General features: G+C 71.6%; 15 protein-coding genes. 7 read left to right on the top strand and 8 right to left on the bottom strand.

Translation table 11 applies throughout. The features are described from left to right. The first annotated feature begins 41 nt into the window (after nucleotides 1-41). A complete protein-coding gene (locus tag ACZ3II_RS08705) occupies nucleotides 42-737 on the top strand; it encodes an SMI1/KNR4 family protein (RefSeq protein ID WP_465517007.1) in 696 nt (231 codons plus the stop codon). A 23-nt stretch (nucleotides 738-760) separates the two neighbouring features. On the opposite strand, the gene ACZ3II_RS08700 is transcribed toward ACZ3II_RS08705, so the two are convergent. The 6 genes from ACZ3II_RS08700 to ACZ3II_RS08675 all read right to left on the bottom strand — a co-directional run bounded on the left by ACZ3II_RS08700 (nucleotide 761) and on the right by ACZ3II_RS08675 (nucleotide 9,243). Beyond that, a complete protein-coding gene (locus ACZ3II_RS08700) occupies nucleotides 761-1,078 on the bottom strand; it encodes a helix-turn-helix domain-containing protein (RefSeq protein ID WP_465517006.1) in 318 nt (105 codons plus the stop codon). Beyond that, complete coding sequence (locus ACZ3II_RS08695) at nucleotides 1,071-1,439, bottom strand: type II toxin-antitoxin system RelE/ParE family toxin (protein WP_465517005.1); 369 nt, start codon at nucleotides 1,437-1,439, stop codon at nucleotides 1,071-1,073. The genes ACZ3II_RS08700 and ACZ3II_RS08695 overlap by 8 nt, the downstream gene beginning before the upstream one ends. A 96-nt stretch (nucleotides 1,440-1,535) precedes the next feature. Then, complete coding sequence (gene ppc / locus ACZ3II_RS08690; protein ID WP_465517004.1) at nucleotides 1,536-4,331, bottom strand: phosphoenolpyruvate carboxylase; 2,796 nt, start codon at nucleotides 4,329-4,331, stop codon at nucleotides 1,536-1,538. A gap of 100 nt (nucleotides 4,332-4,431) precedes the next feature. After that, complete coding sequence (locus ACZ3II_RS08685) at nucleotides 4,432-5,454, bottom strand: glycoside hydrolase family 6 protein (RefSeq protein WP_465517003.1); 1,023 nt, start codon at nucleotides 5,452-5,454, stop codon at nucleotides 4,432-4,434. A 4-nt stretch (nucleotides 5,455-5,458) separates the two neighbouring features. Continuing rightward, complete coding sequence (glxA, locus tag ACZ3II_RS08680) at nucleotides 5,459-7,408, bottom strand: radical copper oxidase GlxA (RefSeq protein WP_465517002.1); 1,950 nt, start codon at nucleotides 7,406-7,408, stop codon at nucleotides 5,459-5,461. Then, nucleotides 7,405-9,243 (bottom strand): glycosyltransferase family 2 protein, encoded by a 1,839-nt coding sequence (locus ACZ3II_RS08675; RefSeq protein ID WP_465517001.1) that lies wholly within the window; start codon nucleotides 9,241-9,243, stop codon nucleotides 7,405-7,407. The genes glxA and ACZ3II_RS08675 overlap by 4 nt, the downstream gene beginning before the upstream one ends. 234 nt (nucleotides 9,244-9,477) lie before the next feature. Between ACZ3II_RS08675 and mfd the strand changes: the two genes are divergently transcribed. Genes mfd through ACZ3II_RS08655 form a run of 4 tightly spaced genes read left to right on the top strand, consistent with a single transcriptional unit; the run spans nucleotide 9,478 to nucleotide 16,474 of the window. After that, nucleotides 9,478-13,089, top strand: coding sequence for a transcription-repair coupling factor (gene mfd, locus ACZ3II_RS08670; protein ID WP_465517000.1), 3,612 nt, complete (start codon nucleotides 9,478-9,480; stop codon nucleotides 13,087-13,089). A 55-nt stretch (nucleotides 13,090-13,144) separates the two neighbouring features. Next, nucleotides 13,145-13,891, top strand: coding sequence for a DEAD/DEAH box helicase family protein (locus ACZ3II_RS08665; RefSeq protein WP_465516999.1), 747 nt, complete (start codon nucleotides 13,145-13,147; stop codon nucleotides 13,889-13,891). Beyond that, a complete protein-coding gene (locus ACZ3II_RS08660; protein WP_465516998.1) occupies nucleotides 13,888-14,847 on the top strand; it encodes a nucleoside triphosphate pyrophosphohydrolase in 960 nt (319 codons plus the stop codon). Before ACZ3II_RS08665 ends, ACZ3II_RS08660 begins: the two co-directional genes overlap by 4 nt. A 10-nt stretch (nucleotides 14,848-14,857) precedes the next feature. After that, nucleotides 14,858-16,474 (top strand): DUF885 domain-containing protein, encoded by a 1,617-nt coding sequence (locus ACZ3II_RS08655; protein ID WP_465516997.1) that lies wholly within the window; start codon nucleotides 14,858-14,860, stop codon nucleotides 16,472-16,474. 72 nt (nucleotides 16,475-16,546) lie between these two features. Here ACZ3II_RS08655 and ACZ3II_RS08650 read toward each other — a convergent pair whose 3' ends face one another. Together ACZ3II_RS08650 and ACZ3II_RS08645 are read right to left on the bottom strand one after the other, a co-directional pair. Beyond that, on the bottom strand, nucleotides 16,547-17,209 hold the full coding sequence (locus tag ACZ3II_RS08650) for a hypothetical protein (protein ID WP_465516996.1): 663 nt from the start codon (nucleotides 17,207-17,209) through the stop codon (nucleotides 16,547-16,549). 150 nt (nucleotides 17,210-17,359) lie between these two features. Next, entirely contained in the window at nucleotides 17,360-18,034 is a 675-nt protein-coding gene (locus ACZ3II_RS08645) for a hypothetical protein (protein WP_465516995.1), read from the bottom strand. A gap of 172 nt (nucleotides 18,035-18,206) precedes the next feature. On the opposite strand from ACZ3II_RS08645, the gene eno reads away from it, so the two are divergent. Together eno and ACZ3II_RS08635 are read left to right on the top strand one after the other, a co-directional pair. Then, entirely contained in the window at nucleotides 18,207-19,490 is a 1,284-nt protein-coding gene (gene eno, locus ACZ3II_RS08640) for a phosphopyruvate hydratase (protein WP_465516994.1), read from the top strand. 99 nt (nucleotides 19,491-19,589) lie between these two features. After that, nucleotides 19,590-20,183, top strand: a complete 594-nt coding sequence (locus tag ACZ3II_RS08635; RefSeq protein WP_465516993.1) for an FtsB family cell division protein — start codon at nucleotides 19,590-19,592, stop codon at nucleotides 20,181-20,183. Nucleotides 20,184-20,190 lie beyond the last annotated feature (7 nt).

The following is a 20,190-nucleotide window of genomic DNA, read 5'->3' as shown; positions in this document are numbered from 1 at the left end:
CGGGCTGTCCGACCTCGGCCGGACAGTCGAGAATCGTTGAAGTGGACGCGTTGGAAGCGCTTTTCGATGAACCGGCTGGCTCCGCTGTCGTGTGGGCAGGGAACCGGGTGGCGAGACAGGCCGACTGGTCGGGTGTCCGAGCGCGGGTCGCCGCGCTGGCCGGACGAGCGGATCCGGATTCTGGGTTGAGGTTGGAGCCGCCGCTGAGCGTGGGGGAAATCGCGGAGTTGGAGGCGCAGATCGGGATTGAGCTGCCGGGGGAGTACCGGACGTTTCTGCATGAAGTGGGCCGGGGCGGGGCCGGCCCGGCCTATGGCCTGTTCCCGGTGCGGCGGGTGGACGGCAGCTGGCAGTGGTGGGAGGACGACGAGATTGCCAACGGTGATCATGAGGCACTGGCCAGGCCGTTCGGGCGCATCCGCGGGTTCAACCCGCTCGACGGCCTGTCTGACCAGCCGGGCCCTGGCCACGACGAGACCGAGTGGTGGGAGCGGCGTGATGCGCTGCTGTACGACCCGGCCAACTGGCAAGGTCTGTTGCATCTCTGCCACCTGGGGTGCGCCCTACGCGAGGCGCTGGTGGTGAGCGGCCCGTCCCGCGGCCAGATGTGGTCCGACCACACCGCTGACGGCGAGGGCATCCACCCTCTGCAGAACCAGGACGGCAGCCGGATGACCTTCGCCGACTGGTATCGCCGCTGGCTCGACAAGACGGAAGCCGCAGTGCTCCGGCCCTGATTTCGTCGTGGCGAGTCCGGCCCTCAGGCGATCGCGGCGATGTTGCCGTCGTCGAAGTAGATCGCCTGGTGGAGGCGGCCACCCAGGGCTGCGGCGTAGCGTGCGAGCACCTCCTGGCCCGAGATCTTTCCCTGCTCGATCTGGGAGACGCGGCCCTTGGTCACGCCCATCTGCTCGGCGACCTGCTGCTGAGTCAGGCCCCGGCTGCGCCGCACATCGGCCAGGCGGTGCCCGATGACGGCCGCCAGCATCTCCTGCTTGCCTTCGGCGACTGCTTCCTCGCCACCGGCGCGTTCGACGTGTTCATCCCGGATTTCGGCCCACCGTGCATAGCTACTCATGTCGGTCTCCTTCCTCGTCGGCGCGTTCTTTCAGGTAGACGTCGTAACGTTGCTCGGCTAGAGGGATGGCCTCGCGGTACCACTCGGTCCAGCGGCCTGACTTGTCTCCTGCGACCAGGAGAATGCTGGACCGCCATGGATCGAAGGCGAACAGGATCCGTACGGTGCCGGGGCGCAATGCTTTCAGATTGGCTATCGCGGAGCCGTGGATCGTGTCCACGAGAGGGCGGCCGAGTCCTGGTCCGTGCTCGGCGAGAAGGTCGAGAGCCTGGGTGACGCGCCGGTACGCGGCCTCGTCCAAGCCGGCGATCCAGCTTCTCACCTCGGCAACGAGATGGATGTCCCACTCCGTTGTGGCCATGCCGATGAGTATAGCGATCAGTAAACCCAGGAGCGGAAAAGAGACAGGCCCCGCTCCTGGGAAGGAACGGGGCCCGTTGAGGCTTACGTGGGAGGGTCAGCCAGTGTTGCGCATGCCGGCGGCGATGCCGTTGACAGTCGTCAGCAGGGCACGCTCCAGGGCCGTCGAGTCCGACGGGCCGCGGCGGGCACCCGGGGCCGTCGGCAGCTGGCGGGCGGCCTCGCCCAGGTCGCGGTACTGGCGCAGCAGGGCCACCTGCAGGTGGTGCAGCGGCTCCAGGTAGGTGTCGCGGACGCCCAGGGTGCGGGACAGCTCCGGCTGTGAGGACAGGAGTTCGGTGCCGCCGGTGATGGCGGTGACCTCCTGGACGGTCAGGGCGTACTCCTGCTCGATCGTGGTGAAGATCGGCTGGAGGTTCTCCGGGACCAGGGTCTCGACGTAGCGGCGGGCGATCGACAGGTCGGTCTTGGCCAGCATCATCTCGACGTTCGACAGGAACGTGCGGAAGAACTGCCAGTGCTCCTGCATGGCGTCCAGCTCGGCGCCGAGGCCGGCGGCGCGGACCGCGGCGAGGCCGGTGCCGACACCGAACCAGCCGGGCACGATCTGCCGGGTCTGGGTCCAGCCGAACACCCACGGGATGGCGCGCAGGCCGCCCAGCCCGGCGTCCGCGTTGGGCCGCTTGGCGGGGCGGGAGCCGATGTTGAGCGCGCCGAGCAGCTCGGTGGGGGTGGCGGCCCAGAAGTAGGCGGCCAGGTCCGGGTTCTCCACCAGGGAGCGGTACCGGGCGAACGCCGCGTCGGAGGCGGTGTCCATGACCGAGTCCCACACCTTCAGGCGGACCGGGTCGACCGAGATGTTGGTGTGCAGCAGGGTGGCCTGGAGGACCGCGGCGACGGTGAGTTCCAGGTTCTCCCGGGCCAGGGCGGGCACGGTGTACTTGTCGGAGATGACCTCGCCCTGCTCGGTCACCTTGATCGCGCCGTCGAGCGTGCCGTACGGCTGGGCCAGGATCGCCTCGTGGGTGGGGCCGCCGCCCCGGCCGACGGTGCCGCCGCGGCCGTGGAACAGGCGCAGCCGCACACCGTGCCGGGCCGCCACGTCACGCAGCGACCGCTGCGCCTTGTGGATGCGCCACTGGCTGGTGGTGATACCGGCCTCCTTGTTGGAGTCCGAGTACCCGAGCATGATCTCCTGCACGTCGCCACGGGCCCGGACGATCTCCCGGTAGGCGGGCAGCGACAGCATCTCGTCGAGCAGGTCACCGCCGGCGTCCAGCTCGGCCGGGGTCTCCAGCAGCGGGATGATGTCGACCTGGGCGCGGCCGGTGTGGATGTCGATGAGGCCGGCCTCGCGGGCCAGCACGGCGGCGGCGAGCACGTCGTCGACGCCGAGGGTCATCGAGATGATGTACGACTCGATGACGTCCTCACCGAACCGCGCCTGCGACGTGCGGATGGTGTGGAACACGTCGAACGTCTTGCGTGCCGAGTCGGTGAGCGGGGTGTCGGCGTTGGACAGCGGCCGCCGCCCGGTCAGCTCGGAGGCGAGCAGCTTGGTCCGGGACGCCCGGTCCAGGGTGGCGTAGTCGTCGACCTCGCCGACCTGGGCGTACATCTGCTGCAGCACCTCGTGGTGCTTCTCGGCGTGCTCGCGGACGTCGAGGGTGGCCAGCTGCAGGCCGAACGCGGACGCCTGCCGGATCGCCGTGGACACCACGCCGACGGCGGACAGCTGGCCGGAGTTGCGGGCCAGCGAGGCGCGCATCAGCTCCAGGTCGGCGATCAGCTCGTCGCTGCCGAGGTAGTCGCGGCCGGGCACGTGCGAGGTGCCGTTGACCAGCCGGGCCCGGGTGTTGGCCAGCTTCGCCTTGATCGCCCGGATCTTGAGCCGGTACGGCTCCTCGGCGTTGACCCGGCGGAACCGCTGCGGGATCTCGGGGAGGTTGTCGAGGTCCTGGGCGAGGCTGGCGGACAGGTCGAGGGACACGCCGCGCAGCCGCCGGGAGACCGACAGCTCGTCGATCAGCTTGTCCATCGCCTTCTCGGTGGCCTGGATGCCGTGCTCATGTTGGATGAGCAGGACCTCGCTGGTGACCTTCGGGGTGACGAACGGGTTGCCGTCGCGGTCGCCGCCGATCCAGGTGCCGAAGCTGAGCGGCTTCGAGGTGGGCGCGGTCTCCACGCCGAGCCGGCGCAGCGTCTCGGCCAGGTCGTCGAGCACCTGCGGGGCGGCGTCGGCGTACAGGTCCTTGAGGTAGTAGACCGCGTTGCGGGCCTCGTCGGTCGGGTCCGGCCGGTCCAGGCGCAGCTCGTCGGTCTGCCAGAGCAGGTCGATCAGCTCGGCGAACCGCTTGGTGGAGACGGTGGTGTCGGTGGCGCCGTACAGCGCGGCGGCGGCCGACTCGGCGTCGAGGGAGTCGGCGACCTGGCGCAGCTTCGACAGGATCGAGCGGCGAGCGGCCTCGGTGGGGTGCGCGGTGAAGACCGGGCGGATGGCGAGGCGGCGGGCGGCGGCGGCGACCTCGTCGGCCGGCACGCCCTTCTCGGCGATCCGCTTGGCGGCCTGGTCCAGCCAGCCGCCGTTCTTGGCGCGGCGGCGGCGCAGGTCGCGGGCCCGGTGCACCTGCTCGGTGATGTTCGCCAGGTGGAAGTACGTCGAGAAGGCGCGGGCCAGCTTGGTGCCGGTGGTGATGTCCATGGCGGCGAGCCGGTCGGCGGCGGCCGGGGCGTCCTGGCGGACCAGGGCGCGGATCTCCTCGACCAGGTCGAGCAGGGGACGGCCCTCCTGCCGGGCCAGGGTCTGACCGAGCAGCGTGCCGATCCGGCGGATGTCGGCACGGAGCTCTGCGTCGGAGCCCTCTGGCTCGAGTTGGGCAGGCTGCTCTGTCATCGGGGCGCTCCTTCGCTCGGATGGCTCCAGGACGGCGCTGTCCCGACTTCGCCGATGTTATCGGCGTGGCCCGGTCACGGGGTGAATTGAGTCAAGAGTCTCATGACCCGGTCAGAGCCCGTGCATAGGCCGGGTACCACTGGCCGGCGGGCGGTGCTCCGGCACCGCACGCGCCATCGGACTCACCGGGACGTTTCACCCAGAGGTACGCGTCGACGAGCGGCAGCCCGGTCCGCAGGGTCGGGGCCGCCCCGAGCCGCCGTCCGGGCGGGTTGCACCAGCGCCGGACACCCTTGGCGACCCGGTTCGGGCCCCACCCGTTGCGGCTGGTGTCGATCACGAAGTGCCGGCCGGCGAGGAGGCGGGACAGCGTCGTCCCGTACCGGACGTTGTCGGCGGTGGTCTCGAAGTTGGCGACGTTGAGGGAGAAACCGTGGGCGTGCAGCACCCCGGCCCGGCGCAGGGCCGGCGCGATCCGGGCCGCCGGGACCCATCCGGGGTGCCCGGCGTCCAGGTAGACGGCGACGCCGGGGTGTGCCCGCAGGGTGGCGACGGCGTGCGCGAGCAGCTCGAACCGGGTCGCGGTGGCCCGCGGCCCGAGGCATCCGGAGACGGCGTGGGCGACGGCGTCCGGTTCCAGGATCACCACGGCGCGGCGCCCGCGCAGGGCGCCCGACATCGAGGAGATCCATTTCCGGTACGCCGGACCGCCCCGCGCCCCGCCCGAGGAGTACCCCCGGCAGTCCCGGTTCGGGATGAAGTACAGCGTGAGCACCGGCAGCCGGCCGGCCGCGTTGGCGGTGGCGACCAGCTGCCGGGCCCGGTCGGCGAACCCGGCCCGCGCGTCGGTGAACCAGGTCGCCGCCGGCTGCCCGGCGATCGGCTGGACGGCCGCCGCCTCCCGGTGCCGCCCGGACGCCCGCAGGGCGCGCAGGTGCCGCTGGGCCAGCCCGTCCGGGTCCACGTAGAGGCCGGCGACGGCGGCCGGGGTGGCCGGGGCGGGGCCCGGCGCCACGATCGGCGCCGGGGTCGCCGGGTCACGCAGCAGCAGGCCGCCCGCGGTGACGCCGAGCAGGGCGGCCACCGTCAGCGCGAGGCGGCCCCGGCGGAAGTGCCGCACCATCCGGCTAGCGCACCCGGACCCAGCGGGCGACCGACGGGATTCCTTTTTCGTCCACAAGGAACAGCATGTACCAACCTGAGGGGACAAGTCCGTATTTAGGCGGCACGGTCACCTGCACGCCGTCCCCGGTACGTGTCAGGCCGAGCGCCACCGACCGCTGGTCGACATCGGTGACGTGGGTGACCGCGCTGGGGCGGATCAGCCGCGCCGAGGTGATCCGGGACGCGTCCGGCGTACCGAAGAAGGCCTTTGATCCGCGCTCGACGGTGACCGGGCCGCCGGAGATGGTGGGCCGCTCGCCCTGGAACAGGTAGGGCGGGCTGTAGACCTCGATCCGCTGCTCGAAGGTGCCGGCGTTCTTGCCGGACCTGTCGTAGAGCGGGTCGCCGCCCAGGGTGATCACTCGGCCGTCCGGCAGCAGGATCGCCTCGGAGTGGTAGTTGCGGCCGACCGTCGAGTCCGCCGCCGTCGCGAAGGCGTTCCGTCCCGGGTGGTAGATCTGGGAGTTGAACAGGTCGCTGCGCGGCGTGCCCCGGTACGGTCCACCCCGGTACCCCGAGGAGCCGCCGGTGGTGAGCACGGTGTCGTCCGGCAGCAGCACCGTGGACAGGTAGCGGGCCGGTTTCGGCAGGTCCGGGCCGGGGCGGTAGCGCGGGGCCTTCTCGTCCAGGTCGGCGATGGCGGTCCGGGCGGTGGACTCCTCGGACTCGCCGACGCCGCCACCCCCGAGGATCATCACCTTCTGGTCCTGGGCCGGGGCCAGCAGCACCGACGAGCTGGTCTCGTTCATGTGCGCGTCGCGCAGCCCGGGCACCACCTGGAAGGAGTTGCGCCGGACGTCCCAGAGCCCCGGGGTGCGGCCCTCGGTGTCCGAGCCGTACCCGGCGTTGGACCCCGAGTAGAAGACCTTCCCGTCGGCCATCAGGTGCAGGCCGGGGTAGGTGGGGAAGTACCGCTTGAGCTCCGGCGCGGCCACCCAGCGGCGCTGGGCCGGCAGGTACCGCTCGTTGCGGCCGGGCAGGATCCGGCCGAACTGGTCCAGCCCGGAGACCGCGAGCACGTCACCGCTGGTCAGGCCGATGAGCGTCGGGTACCAGCGGGCGTCGCGCATGTTGCCGGTGCGCACGTAGCGTTCGGTCACCGGGTCGAACTCGTAGGAGGTGCGGTCCCCGCCGTACTCCTGCTTCTCCCGGGTGATCTTCTCGGCGACGCCGTAGAGGTTGCGGGCGGCCAGTCCGGACAGGCCGTCCATCGCGTACTGGGCGGGGGAGTTCACCACGGCCCGGTCGCCCTTGGCGACCGCGTCCACCCACACCTCCACCTCGCCCGCGTGCACCATGGTGTGCGCGCCGTGGACGATCTTGCGGGCGGCCGGGACGGTCACCGCGGCCCGCGTCCGGTACGCCTCCCCGCCCGCCGCGAGGAATCGGGTGCCCTTCGGCAGGACCCGCGGGCCGCCGTCCGGCGACTCGTTCTTGATCTTCATGACCCCGGCGGCGTGCTCCACGTCCTCGGCGAGCACCTCGTACGACTTCGTCCCGCCCGCCACCAGCAGCTTGCCGTCCGGCAGGAAGGTGTGCCCGGCGCAGAACACGTCGGTCGGCGTCGGCACCTCGGTGAACTCGTCCTTCGCCGGGTCGTAGAGCACGGTCCGGAACGACTTCGCCTCGAACGCGTCCTTGTTGTTGCCGCTGCCCGCGATGATCAGCACCTTGCCGGTGTGCAGCAGCGCCGCGTGGATCGCGTTGACCTTGAAACCCTGCGGGACCGGCAGCCGCGACCAGTGCCCGTACCGCTCCTTGTAGGACTGGCGGTTGATCTGGAACTCGTGCAGCGCCTCGGCGGCGACCGCGACCATCGGCCGGTTCGCGATCGCCACGACGGCCAGCACCACCAGCGTGACCAGGCCGCTCGTCAACCGGCGAGCGAGGGTGGGACGCGAGCGGGGCTTCATCGCGGGGTGTCCTTCCGGTTGCGGTCCGTTCCGCGTGTTGATTTCGGGCGAACCGTTCGGCCGAAATCAACACGCCAGAGCAGGACGGGGGTGAGACAGATGGCGAGGTTCAGGGCGGGCCAGGCGTACATCGCCGGGTCGACGTGGTCGACGAACGGCGAGACGATCAGCAGCAGGGCGTAGAGGGCGGCCCAGCGCAGGCCGGGCGCGAACGTGGCGAGCCGGTCCGGGCTGGTCGAGTCGCCTTTCGGGGTGACCACGAAACCGGTGGTCCGGCGCAGCACGGCGGACACGAACGACGAGACGTAGACCGGGGTGCAGAGCGTCGACGCGAGCATCCCGGCCAGGCCCGACGACCCGGACTTCTCGTGCGGGCTGACGTTGTGCCGCCGGTTGAACAGGTACAGGCCGACCTGGAACAGCGCGGCGTCCACATAGAGCATCAGCCAGACCTCACCCGGCACCTGTACGCCCTTCGCGCCGAGCAGCAGGAAACAGGCCGCGTTCACCGCCCCGAGCAGCCACGCCAGCGCGGTCAGCGGGTAGTACGACATCAGCAGCCCGTAGTGCAGCGCCCGGGCCGGCCCGAGCCGCCACAGCATCCCGGCGAACGTGCGGACCACCACCTCGTCGGTGCCCCGCGACCAGCGGTGCTGCTGGGTGAAGAAGTCGGTCCAGGAGGACGGGCCCTCACCGACGGCCAGGACGTCCGGGGTGTAGACCGAGGTCCACCGGCGGCCGGTCGCCGGGTTGCGGGTGGCGTGCACCTTCAGGCTGGTCGCCATGTCCTCGGTGATCGAGTCCTGCAGGCCGCCGATCTGGTCCAGCGCGGAGATGCGTACCGCGTTGTTGGTGCCGACCAGCATGGCGATGCCGCGCCGGTTGCCGGCCCGCTGCAGCAGCGAGTGGAAGAGGTACTGCTGCGACTCGGCCCAGCGGGTCACCCGGTTGTCGTAGTTGCCGTAGATCTGCGGACCGATCACGAACGCCACGTCCGGATCACGGAAGTAGCCGAGCAGCCGCTCGCAGAGGTTCGGCAGCGGCACGTGGTCCGGGTCGACCGAGACGAACACGTCGTACTCGCCGCCGTGCGCGGTCAGCCAGGAGTTGTAGTTGCCGTGCTTGGTCTTCGCCTTGTACCGGCCCTGCTCGGTGTTGAAGTCGCCGATGCCCCGGCGGCTGAAGTGCTTGACCCCGAGCCGGCGGCACATCAGCTTCACCACCGGGTCGTCGCCCTCGTCGAGCAGCCACACGTCGTACCGGCCGTCGTACCGGATCCGGCGGGCCGCCCGCAGCGTCCGCTCCACCATCTCCACCGGCTCCTTGCCGGGCACGATCGTGGTCAGGAACGCGACCCGCAGCCCGGTGTCCGGCACGACCGGCTGCGGATCCCGTGCCCAGAGCGTTGCCAGGCACAGCGTCACGACGTTGACCAGCCGGAACAGTTCGATCGCCGCGGTCGCCGCGATCATGAACGCGGTGGCCAGGTAGAGGACCGTCTGCAGGCGCTGGTCGGGCATCTCGATCGAGGTGATCAGCCAGCCGAAGAAGGTGCTCTCGAACGCGAAGGCGAACAGGGTGATCAGCAGTGTCCGGACCGGACGGCGCCGGGCCAGGCGCCGCATCCGCACCCGGTACTCCGCGCCGTCCGCCGGGGCCGGTTCGGCCGGGCCGGCCAGCACGCTGTACGCGCTGTACGCGGACTGCCGCGGCAGCAGATGCGTGCTGCCCATTTCGCCGGCGGGCATCGGCACGCTGCCGACCGGCGGGCGCTGCGGTGGCACCTTGGGGGCATGCTGAGTAGCCCCGGGATCCGGGGTGTGCAGGATGCTCATCGCTCAGACGCTCGGACCAGCTGAGCGGAAAAGTATGATATGCACGTTGCCTCCCCATGTTTCGCGTGCAACGTTCGGGCACTCTTCCATGGCTGGTCGGCCCACATGTCGGACATGCTGTGCGATAAGGCGCGCGGTGCCGGTTCTGTCGGAGTGTCGGACTAAGCTGAGGGGCACACCCCCGTCCCGATCTGGTTCGGGGCTGTTCGTCGTGCCCTCAGGGGGTCTTCTCGCATGCAACTCTCCGGCCTGATTCCTGCCGCCCTGCGTGACCGCGGGCTCGCACGCGCGCGGGACCTCGCGGCGAAAGGCAACGCCTCCTCCGACTCGCTCGACCTGACCGCGCCGGTCTCGCTGCGGCCGTTCGTGGTCGCCACCGTCGCCGGCTCCGCCGATGCCGGCGGCGCCGGCCGCCCGGTCCTCGCCGTCACCGCCACCTCCCGCGAGGCCGACGACCTGGCCGACGCGCTGGGCTGCCTGATCGACCCCGGGAGGGTCGCGGTCTACCCGTCGTGGGAGACGCTGCCGCACGAGCGCCTGTCCCCGCGCTCCGACACCGTCGGCCGCCGGCTCGCCGTGCTGCGCCGCCTCGCCCACCCCGGCGAGCACCCGCTCCAGGTCGTCGTCGCGCCGGTCCGGTCGATGCTCCAGCCACAGCTCAAGGGCCTCGGCGACCTGGAGCCGGTGGAGCTGGTCACCGGCCGTGACGCGGAGCTCGAGCAGGTGGCGCGGCGGCTGTCCGACATGGCGTACGCGCGGGTCGATCTCGTCACCAAGCGCGGCGAGTTCGCCGTCCGCGGCGGCATCCTGGACGTCTTCCCGCCCACCGACGAGCACCCGTCCCGGGTCGAGTTCTGGGGCGACACGGTCGAGGAGATCCGCACCTTCGCGGTCGCCGACCAGCGCACCATCGACAAGGTGCACGCGCTGTGGGCGCCGCCGTGCCGCGAGCTGCTGCTGACCTCCGACGTGCGGGCCCGCGCCCTGCAGCTGTCGGCCCAGCACCCCGAGCTGGCCGAGATCCTCGACAAGCTCGCCGAGGGCATCCCGGTCGAGGGCATGGAGTCCCTGGCGCCCGCCCTGCTCAGCGGCACCGACAGCATGGAGCTGCTGATCGACTGCATGCCGGCCGGCACCCACGTGCTGCTCTGCGACCCGGAGCGGATCCGCACCCGCGCCCACGACCTGACCCGGACCTCCGACGAGTTCCTGGAGGCCTCCTGGGCGGCGGCAGCGGTCGGCGGTCAGGCGCCGATCGACGTGGGCGCTGTCGCTTTCAAGACCCTTGCCGATGTACGGGCACACGCCGCCGTTCTCCAGCAGCCCTGGTGGACCCTCTCGCCGTTCGGGCTGGCCTCCGCCGACTCGTCGCCCGAGGCGCTGCCCTGGGAGGACAGCACCGCGGTGGAGGTCGCGCCGGACCTCGGTGACGCCGTCGCGCTCGCCGCCCAGCCGGTCCCGCTCTACCACGGCGACACCGGCCGTCTCGCCGCGGACCTGGCCGGATGGGCCGGGCAGGGCTGGGCGATCGCGCTCGTCTTCGAGGGCAAGGGCACCGCCCAGCGGGCCGCCGAGCTGCTGCGCGACGCCGGTCTCGGGGTCACCCCGGTCGACTCGATCGCCCAGCCGATCCAGGACGGGCAGCTGCTGATCACCTGCGGCGGGCTCAACCATGGCTTCGTCGACGAGGCGTCCCGGCTCGCGGTGATCACCGGCAACGACATCTCCGGCGGCCGGGGCGCGTCCACCAAGGACATGCGCAAGATGCCGGCCCGGCGGCGCAACACCATCGACCCGCTCGAGCTCAAGACCGGCGACTTCGTCGTGCACGAGCAGCACGGCATCGGCCGCTACATCGAGCTGGTGCAGCGCAAGGTCAACGGCGCCGACCGGGAGTACCTGGTGATCGAGTACGCCGCGTCCAAGCGCGGCCAGCCCGGCGACCGGCTCTACGTGCCCACCGACCAGCTCGACCAGCTCTCCCGCTACGTCGGCGGCGAGTCGCCCGCGCTGCACAAGATGGGCGGCGCCGACTGGCAGAAGAGCAAGGCCCGCGCCAAGAAGGCGGTCAAGGAGATCGCCGCCCAGCTGATCCAGCTGTACGCCGCCCGCCAGGCCTCGCAGGGCCACGCGTTCGGGCCGGACACCCCGTGGCAGCGGGAGCTGGAGGACGCCTTCCCGTACACCGAGACCCCCGACCAGATGGCCGCGATCGTCGAGGTCAAGCACGACATGGAGCTGCAGGTCCCGATGGACCGGCTGATCTGCGGCGACGTCGGTTACGGCAAGACCGAGATCGCGGTCCGGGCGGCGTTCAAGGCGGTGCAGGACGGCAAGCAGGTCGCCGTGCTGGTGCCCACCACGCTGCTCGCCCAGCAGCACTTCAACACGTTCACCGAGCGGATGAGCCAGTTCCCGGTGCAGATCCGGCAGCTGTCCCGCTTCCAGACGCCGAAGGAGGCGGCGCTCGCCCTGGAGGGCGCCGCCGACGGCACCGTCGACATCATCATCGGAACGCACCGGCTGATCGCCAAGTCGACCCGCTTCAAGAACCTCGGCCTGATCATCGTGGACGAGGAGCAGCGGTTCGGCGTCGAGCACAAGGAGCAGCTCAAGGCCCTGCGCGCCTCGGTGGACGTGCTGACCATGTCGGCCACCCCGATCCCGCGGACCCTGGAGATGGCGATCACCGGCATCCGCGAGATGTCCACCATCGCCACCCCGCCGGAGGAGCGGCACCCGGTTCTCACCTACGTCGGGGCGTACGACGAGAAGCAGGTCGCCGCCGCCATCCACCGCGAGCTGCTCCGCGACGGCCAGGTGTTCTACCTGCACAACCGGGTCGAGTCGATCGACCGGGCGGCCCGCAAGCTGCGCGAGCTGGTGCCCGAGGCCCGGGTCGCGGTGGCGCACGGCCAGATGAGCGAGGAACAGCTCGAGAAGGTGATGGTCGGCTTCTGGGAGAAGGAGTTCGACGTCCTGGTCTGCACCACCATCGTCGAGTCCGGCATCGACATCCCGAACGCCAACACCCTCATCCTGGAACGTGCCGACCTGCTCGGCCTCGCCCAGCTGCACCAGATCCGCGGCCGCGTCGGCCGGGGACGCGAGCGGGCGTACGCGTACTTCCTCTACCCCCGGGAGAAGCCGCTCACCGAGCACGCCCACGAGCGGCTCGCCACCATCGCCCAGCACACCGAACTCGGCGCCGGCATGTACGTGGCGATGAAGGACCTGGAGATCCGCGGCGCCGGCAACCTGCTCGGCGGCGAGCAGTCCGGCCACATCGAGGGCGTCGGCTTCGATCTGTACGTGCGCATGGTCGGCGAGGCGGTCGCCCAGTTCAAGGGCGAGCGTCCCGAGGAGGAGCCCGAGGTCAAGATCGACCTGCCGATCGACGCGCACCTGCCCACCGAGTACATCTCGGTCGAGCGCCTGCGCCTGGAGATGTACCGCAAACTCGCCGAGGCCCGCGACGGCGCCCGCCTCGACGAGGTCGTCGCCGAGATGAACGACCGGTACGGCGAACCGCCCGCCCCGGTGGTCAACCTGATCGCGGTCGCCCGGTTCCGGCAGCTGGCCCGCGCCTACGGCCTCACCGACGTGTCGCTGCAGGGCAAGCACATCCGGTTCTCGCCGCTGGCGCTGCCCGACTCCAAGCAGATGCGGCTGAAGCGTTACCACCCCGACTCCGTCTACAAGACCGGCGCCGACCAGGTCAGCGTGCCCTGGCCGAGCACCCGCCGGATCGGTGGCGAGCCGGTCCGCGACCAGGCCCTGCTCCAATGGTGCGCCGACCTGCTGAAGAACGTGCTCGGCGACGTCCCCGCGCCGGCCAAGGCATGAAATCGGCTCGGGGCGGGGCGACGAAGATCACAGTGAGCGTGAGAGAGTGTTGACCATGCTGCGTGCTCGCCGACTCGCCACCGCCGTTGTCGCCGCGTCTCTCGCCGTGGGCGGGCTCTCCGCCTGCCGGTCGGAGCCGACCGTCGCCGCCTATCTGGGCGGCGCCGAGACGGTCTCCGAGCAGGAGGTCCAGGAGATCTGGGACGACGCGCACGACACGCTGACCACACAGGCGCGGGACCAGGCCGCCGCCGAGCAGGCGCAGCCGGTGCGGATGCCGTTCAGCCGGGCGGACATCGTGCACGCCTTGGTCGCCCGGGACCTGTACGAGCGCGTCGCCGCCGAGCGGCAGGTGCGACTGCCCGCCACGGTGCCGTACGACGCTGTCGCCGCCGACCGGAAACTGCCCGCCGGCTCCGACTACGTGCGGGTCCTCACCGAGGGCCTGATGCTGCGCGAGCTGCTGGTCGAGTCGTACCTGACGTCCGCCACCGCACCGCAGGACGCGGAGATGCGTGAGGTGTTCGACGCCTTCGTCTCGGTCGGCGGCGTCCAGCCCGGCCAGGACTTCAGCGCCTGGAAGGCCGAGCAGTCCGAGCAGAACCTCAAGGTGGTCGCCGCCGTCTCGCAGGTCCGGGACCGGATTCAGGCCGCCGCCACCGACCTCGGCGTCAAGGTCAACCCGCGGTACCACCCCTTCGAGGTGAGCGTGCTCTGGCTCCAGGACGAGACGACGAAGCTCGATCTGATCAAGACGCGGCTCGGCGACGACCAGTCCGTTCCGGTGGCCGACGTCTCTTGAGCACCCGGATCGTCCTTCTCGTCACGTCGCCGCGACTGCCGGCCGGGCTGCTCACCGCCGAGGCCTGGGACACCGTCCGGGCGTACCCCGTCTTCGCCGCCGCGGACGGCCCGCAGGCGGTGGCGCTGCGGGTGACCGGCGTCCCGGTCACCGTCCTGGACACCGACGCCCAGGGGTTCCTCGACGCGATCGCCGGGCAGCCCGCCGCGGTGTGGCTCGCCGGGCCGGACGGTGACCAGTCCTTCGCCCGGCAGCTGGGGCTGCGCCTGGCCCGGGAGCCGGGCCTGGCCGAGCTGGAGCTGATGTACGGCTCGTGGGACCCGCCCGGCGCCCGGCTGCTGGATGCGGTCGCGGTGATGGACCGGCTGGCGTCGCCCGGCGGCGACCCGTGGAAACGGGAGCAGACCCACCGGACGCTCGCGCCGTACCTGCTGGAGGAGAGCTACGAGGCGTACGACGCGATCCTCGGCGAGGATCTCGGCGCGCTCCGCGAGGAACTCGGTGACGTGCTGCTCCAGGTGGTGCTGCACGCCCGGCTCGCCGAGGACCACGAGGAGGCCGACCGCTTCAGCATCGACGACGTGGCCGGCACCCTGGTGGAGAAGATGATCCGCCGGAACCCGCACGTGTTCGCCGGCGAGCAGGTCGCGGACATCGAGGAGATCACCGCCAACTGGGAGCGGATCAAACGCGAGGAGAAGGCCCGGGACTCGGTGCTGGACGGGATCGCGCTGAGCCAGCCCGCCCTCGCCCTGGCCGCGAAGATCCTGCACCGAGCCGAGCGGGGCGCGGTGGAGGTACCCCTGCCGGATCGGGACGACCTCGGCAGCCTGCTGTTGAAAGTGGTTGCCGAGGCCCGCGCCGCGGGCCTGGACGCGGAGGCCGAGCTGCGGTCTGCCGTCCTGGAGTTCGCGGACGCGGTGCGTGCGGCGGAAAATGTCGGAGGTCCCGAGTAGTTTCGGGGACATGCCGGAGTTCGTAGCGCTCGCCGAGCGCATCGTCGACGCCCTGCTGGAGAGCGACCCCGCCGCGGCGTCCTCCGCGGGCGATCACCGTTTCGACGACCGCCTGCCCGATCACTCCGCCGCCGCGGTCACCGCCCGGGTCGCCATGCTGCGCGACGCCGGCGACGCGCTCAGCGGGGTCGACGCCGACGGTCTCGGCGCGGAGGACCAGGTCGACCACGCGATCCTGACGGCTCGGGTGGAGCGGTCCCTGTTCGAGCTGACCGAGATCCGCGAGCACGAGTGGAACCCGCTCGACCACAACCCCGGCCCGCTGCTGCACGCCCTGATCGCCCGGCCGTTCGCCCCGCTCGACGAGCGGCTGGCCAGCCTGGCCGGCCGGCTCGCCGCCCTGCCGGACGCGCTGGCCACCGCCCGTGCGGTGCTGCGCGACGTGCCCCGCGTGCATGCCGAGACCGCGGTCGGCCAGTTCGCCGGCACGGCCGGGCTGATCCGGGCCGAGGTGCCCGCGCTGCTGGCCCGCGAGCCGGGGCTGCGCGGCGCCGTCGAGCCGGCGGCCGCCGCCGCGCTGGCCGCGCTCGGCGAGTTCGACGGCTGGCTGCGTGCCCGGCTGGACAGCGGCGAGCCCGGCCGTGACCCGCGGCTCGGCCGCCGGCGCTGGGAGGCCCGGCTCTGGCACACCCTCGACACCGAGCTGTCCGCCGCCGAGGTGCTGTCCCGCGCCCGGGACAACCTGGACCGGGTCGGCGCCGCCCTGCGCTCGGCCGCCGCCGAGCTGACCGGCGGCCCGGCCACCGACGAGACGGTCCGCCGCGCCCTGGACGCGATCGCCGAGCGCCGCCCCGGCAACGACACCATCGTCGGTCTCGCCAAGTCGACGATGGACGAGGCGACCGCCTTCGTCCGGGAGCACGACGTGATCTCGCTGGTCGGCGATCCGTGCGTGATCGAGGAGATGCCGGAGTTCGCCCGCGGCGTCGCGGTGGCCTATTGCGACGCACCCGGCCCGCTCGAGACCGCCGACGTGCCCACCTTCTACTGCATCGCGCCGGCCCCGTCCGACTGGCCCGCCGAGCGGATCACCAGCTTCTACCGTGAGTACAACGACGAGATGCTGCGCAACCTCACCGTCCACGAGGCGATGCCCGGTCACTTCCTGCAGATCGCCCACTCCCGGCGGTTCCGGGCCGCCACCCGGGTCCGGTCGCTGGGCTGGTCCGGGCCGTTCGTCGAGGGCTGGGCGGTCTACGCCGAGGAGCTGATGACCGACCTCGGGTTCGGCGGCCTGCCGGTCCGCCTGCAGCAGCTCAAGATGCAGCTGCGGATGACCCTCAACGCGATCATCGACCAGCTGACCCACTGCGAGGACCTGCCCGAGGCCGAGGCGATGGCGCTGATGACCGGGCCCGGTTTCCAGGAGGAGGGCGAGGCGGCCGGCAAGTGGCGGCGGGCGCTGCTCACCTCGACCCAGCTCTCCACCTACTTCGTGGGCTATTCCGAGGTGGCGGAGATCGCGGCGGCCCGCCCGTTCGGCGCCACCCCGAGAGCCTGGCACGACGCGATGCTGGCGCACGGCTCCCCACCCCCGCGCCACCTGCGCGCCCTGCTGGGGGTCTGAGGCAGGGCCCGGCTGGTCGTCAGGGCTGTCGCAGCGCGGCGGAGACAGCCCTGACGACCAGCCGGACGCGCCCTAACGGCGGTCGACGAGGCGGGCGCCGTGCGGGACGGTGAAGTCGGCCTCGTCGGCGCCCGCGCGGTAATCGGTGAGCACCATCTCCACCGGGGCGCCGCCGACCGTGCCGGTGAAGGCGGCCACCGTCCCGTCGACGGTCACGCAGACGTCGAAATCGGCGGCGCCGGCCACCTCCAGGCAGGAGGCGTGCCGGCCGGCGATCGTCGTCTCCCGCGGTTCGACCGTCACGTCCGGGTCGATCGCCGCGGTCTCCAGCAGGTCCAGGACCGTGCCGGGGGCGATCAGCCCGGAGCCGGCCGGCACCTCGTCCGTGCCGTCGCCGGCCGGCGCGGTGGCGGTGCAGACGGTCTCGCCGCCGCTGCCGGCGCACCGGGTCAGAGCGGCCGCCGTGCGGATGGTCCGGCCGGACGGGAAGACGTAGGCGCTGCGGGCCGGCTCCCCGGACCACACCACCCGGGCGGCGCCGCCACCGGCCAGCCGGTACGCGGCGGTCCAGGTGGTGGCGCGGGCCGCGGCCACCCGGTCGGCCGCCTCGGAGACCAGGTCCTCCCGGGCCGGCCCGGCGGCGCTGGCCCGGCCGTCGCCGGCGCAACCGGCCGAACCGAGCAGGGCGAGGGTGAACAGGACGGGCAGGCCGCGGACAGGCGGGGTGGCGGGCACGAGACCACCCTTGCGTACCCGCGCACCCCACGCAAACGAGTATCCGGCGACGGTCGTCGATGAATGGAGGGTCAATCGGCCCGCAATTAACGGGACCGATGACTCCTATTCATTAGATTCACGCGGAAATGGGAAATGGCCGCGGCGGATTCAGTGGGCCTCCATGGCCTCGGCGAATACCTCGTCCGCGAGACGCTGCGCGGCCGTGGCCTCCCGGCGGGCCGCCAGCTGCAGCCGCATCACGTACCGGCGGATCACCTTGGCCTGGCGTTCGTCCTGGTCGAAGATCGCCACCATCTCCACCACGAGCGGCCCACGGACCGGCACCTGCTGGCGGATCGAGCTGACCCGCAGGGCGATCGCCGGGAACTCGACGATCTCGTCGTGGAGCTGGATCCGCAGCCGCATGTCCTGGCCGGGGCGCAGCTCGACGCCGGTGAAGTGGGCCCGGACCGAGTGCTCGCTGATGTCGTGCACGTAGCCGATCGCCTCCGGCTCGCCGGGCCGTACCAGCAGCACCGATTCGCCGCCACCACCGCGGACGTAGTTGCGCAGCTGCTCGATCTCCGGCTCACCGGCCATCCGCAGGCCGATCCGGTTCTCGTCGATGAGCTGCACGGTGCCGCGCTGGATGTGCCGGCCGCGCGGGCCGGCCGGCCAGCGCAGGGTCACCGGGGAGCCGGCGATGAGCGCGATGTCGGCGAGGGCGAGGGAGAGCGTCACGATGTCGCCGGAGGACTCCACCAGCCGGACGTCCGGAAGGATCTGTCCTCCGGTGTCCAGCTCGACACGGGACCCGTCAGCGGGAAACAGGCTACTGGTCATAGTGCCCAGAGGTTCGGCAGGTACGCCGCGGGTTTGAGGCGATCCGCGGGTGCAGTTGACCGGCCCCGCGAACGAGTCATCGCCGGACTCGATACGCTCTGCGGGTGTGGTCGGCCCGCAGGGTCGCGGACCGAAACTGTATTCGTACAAACGTTAGGGAGCGACACGACCAATGGCCACCATTGAAGCAATCGTCGCCCGCGAGATCCTCGATTCCCGGGGCAACCCGACCGTCGAGGTCGAGGTCGGCCTGGACGACGGTTCCGTCGGCCGCGCGGCGGTGCCGTCCGGCGCCTCCACCGGCGCCTTCGAGGCGCTCGAGCTCCGCGACGGCGACAAGAGCCGCTACCTCGGCAAGGGTGTTCTCAAGGCGGTCGAGAACATCGAGGAGAAGCTGATCGACGAGCTCGTCGGTTACGAGGCCTCCGACCAGCGCCTGATCGACCAGAAGATGCTCGACCTGGACGGCACGGACACCAAGTCGGAGCTGGGCGCGAACGCCATCCTGGGCGTCTCGCTCGCCGTCGCCAAGGCCGCCGCCGCCTCCGCCGAGCTGCCGCTGTTCCGCTACCTCGGTGGCCCCAACGCGTCGCTGCTGCCGGTGCCGATGATGAACATCCTGAACGGTGGGTCGCACGCCGACTCCAACGTCGATGTCCAGGAGTTCATGATCGCCCCGATCGGCGCGCCGACCTTCCGCGAGGCCGTCCGGGCCGGCGCCGAGGTCTACCACGCGCTCAAGTCGGTGCTGAAGAAGAAGGGCCTGTCCACCGGCCTCGGCGACGAGGGCGGCTTCGCGCCGAACCTGTCGGCGAACGTCGCGGCCCTGGAGCTGATCGCCGAGGCCGTGCAGGCCGCCGGCTACACCCTGGGCAGCGACATCGTCCTGGCCATGGACGTCGCCGCGACCGAGTTCCACAAGGACGGGGCGTACGTCTTCGAGGGCGCCCCGAAGTCGACCGACGAGATGATCGCGTACTACGCGAAGCTCGCCGCCGACTTCCCGATCGTCTCCATCGAGGACCCGCTGGACGAGGAGGACTGGGCCGGCTGGACCGCGCTGACCGCTCAGCTCGGCGACAAGGTCCAGATCGTCGGCGACGACCTGTTCGTCACCAACCCGCAGCGCCTGGCCCGCGGCATCGCCGAGAACGCCGCCAACGCCCTGCTGGTCAAGGTGAACCAGATCGGCTCGCTCACCGAGACCCTCGACGCCGTGGACCTGGCCCACCGGGCCGGCTTCAAGACGATGATGTCGCACCGCTCGGGCGAGACCGAGGACGTCACCATCGCCGACCTGGCCGTCGCGGTCGGCTCCGGCCAGATCAAGACCGGCGCCCCGGCCCGGTCCGACCGGGTCGCGAAGTACAACCAGCTCCTGCGCATCGAGGAGCAGCTGGAGAACGCCGCCCGGTACGCCGGTGCGGGCGCGTTCCCGCGTTACCGCGTCGGCTGACCGTCCGGCGAGGATCATCGAGTTTGGTGGCGCCCGCCCCGGAGACATAGATTCTCTGCGGCGGGTGTCACCGGACACGGCTAGCGGGGGAGGGCGGAGATGACCGAGCGCCGCATACCGAGCGGTCAGGGCCCGAGCCGCCGCCGGACCGGCGCGGGCGGCCGTCCCACCCCGACCCGCACCTCCGCGCGCACGTCGTCGCGCACCAGGAACACCGGACCGGTCCGGGCGCCGTCGTCCCGCCGTACCCCCGAGGGGTCGAGGAGCGGCGCAGCCGCCGAACGCACCGACGCACCCCGCCCGCGCGCGCTGACCAGCCGGGCCACCATCCTCATCGCGCTCGTCGTGGCGCTCGCCCTCGCCTACACCTACCCCCTCCGGGTGTATCTGGAGCAGGAGTCCGAGATCGCCGAGATGGAGCAGGCGCTGGTCGACCGGCAGGGCGAGATCGTCGAGGCGCGGAAGCAGCTGAAGAAGTGGAACGACGACGAGTACCTGCGCATCCAGGCGCGGGAGCGGTTCAACTACGTGCGCCGGGGGGAGACCCCGCTGCGGGTCGTGGACAGCCCGGAGGGCGCGAGCGACGCCACCCGGCTGACCCCGGCCGGCGCCCCCGACCGCTGGTACGACACGCTGTGGGGCAGTGTGCAAGCCGCCAACGCAGAGCAACCCGACGCTAAGCCTCAGGACTGATCCTCAA

It is taken from the genome of Actinoplanes sp. NPDC019969, from assembly GCF_055562375.1.
This window is presented reverse-complemented; position numbering and strand designations above follow the sequence as displayed.

Bases quoted from the DNA above. Each gene is read 5' to 3' on its own strand.
- ACZ3II_RS08655 (WP_465516997.1), top strand. From the start codon at position 14,858: ATGCCGGAGTTCGTAGCGCTCGCCGAGCGCATCGTCGACGCCCTGCTG.
- eno (WP_465516994.1), top strand. From the start codon at position 18,207: ATGGCCACCATTGAAGCAATCGTCGCCCGCGAGATCCTCGATTCCCGG.
- ACZ3II_RS08665 (WP_465516999.1), top strand. From the start codon at position 13,145: ATGCTGCGTGCTCGCCGACTCGCCACCGCCGTTGTCGCCGCGTCTCTC.
- glxA (WP_465517002.1), bottom strand. From the start codon at position 7,408: ATGAAGCCCCGCTCGCGTCCCACCCTCGCTCGCCGGTTGACGAGCGGC.
- ACZ3II_RS08695 (WP_465517005.1), bottom strand. From the start codon at position 1,439: ATGGCCACAACGGAGTGGGACATCCATCTCGTTGCCGAGGTGAGAAGC.
- mfd (WP_465517000.1), top strand. From the start codon at position 9,478: ATGCAACTCTCCGGCCTGATTCCTGCCGCCCTGCGTGACCGCGGGCTC.
- ACZ3II_RS08700 (WP_465517006.1), bottom strand. From the start codon at position 1,078: ATGAGTAGCTATGCACGGTGGGCCGAAATCCGGGATGAACACGTCGAA.
- ppc (WP_465517004.1), bottom strand. From the start codon at position 4,331: ATGACAGAGCAGCCTGCCCAACTCGAGCCAGAGGGCTCCGACGCAGAG.
- ACZ3II_RS08675 (WP_465517001.1), bottom strand. From the start codon at position 9,243: ATGAGCATCCTGCACACCCCGGATCCCGGGGCTACTCAGCATGCCCCC.
- ACZ3II_RS08635 (WP_465516993.1), top strand. From the start codon at position 19,590: ATGACCGAGCGCCGCATACCGAGCGGTCAGGGCCCGAGCCGCCGCCGG.
- ACZ3II_RS08645 (WP_465516995.1), bottom strand. From the start codon at position 18,034: ATGACCAGTAGCCTGTTTCCCGCTGACGGGTCCCGTGTCGAGCTGGAC.
- ACZ3II_RS08685 (WP_465517003.1), bottom strand. From the start codon at position 5,454: ATGGTGCGGCACTTCCGCCGGGGCCGCCTCGCGCTGACGGTGGCCGCC.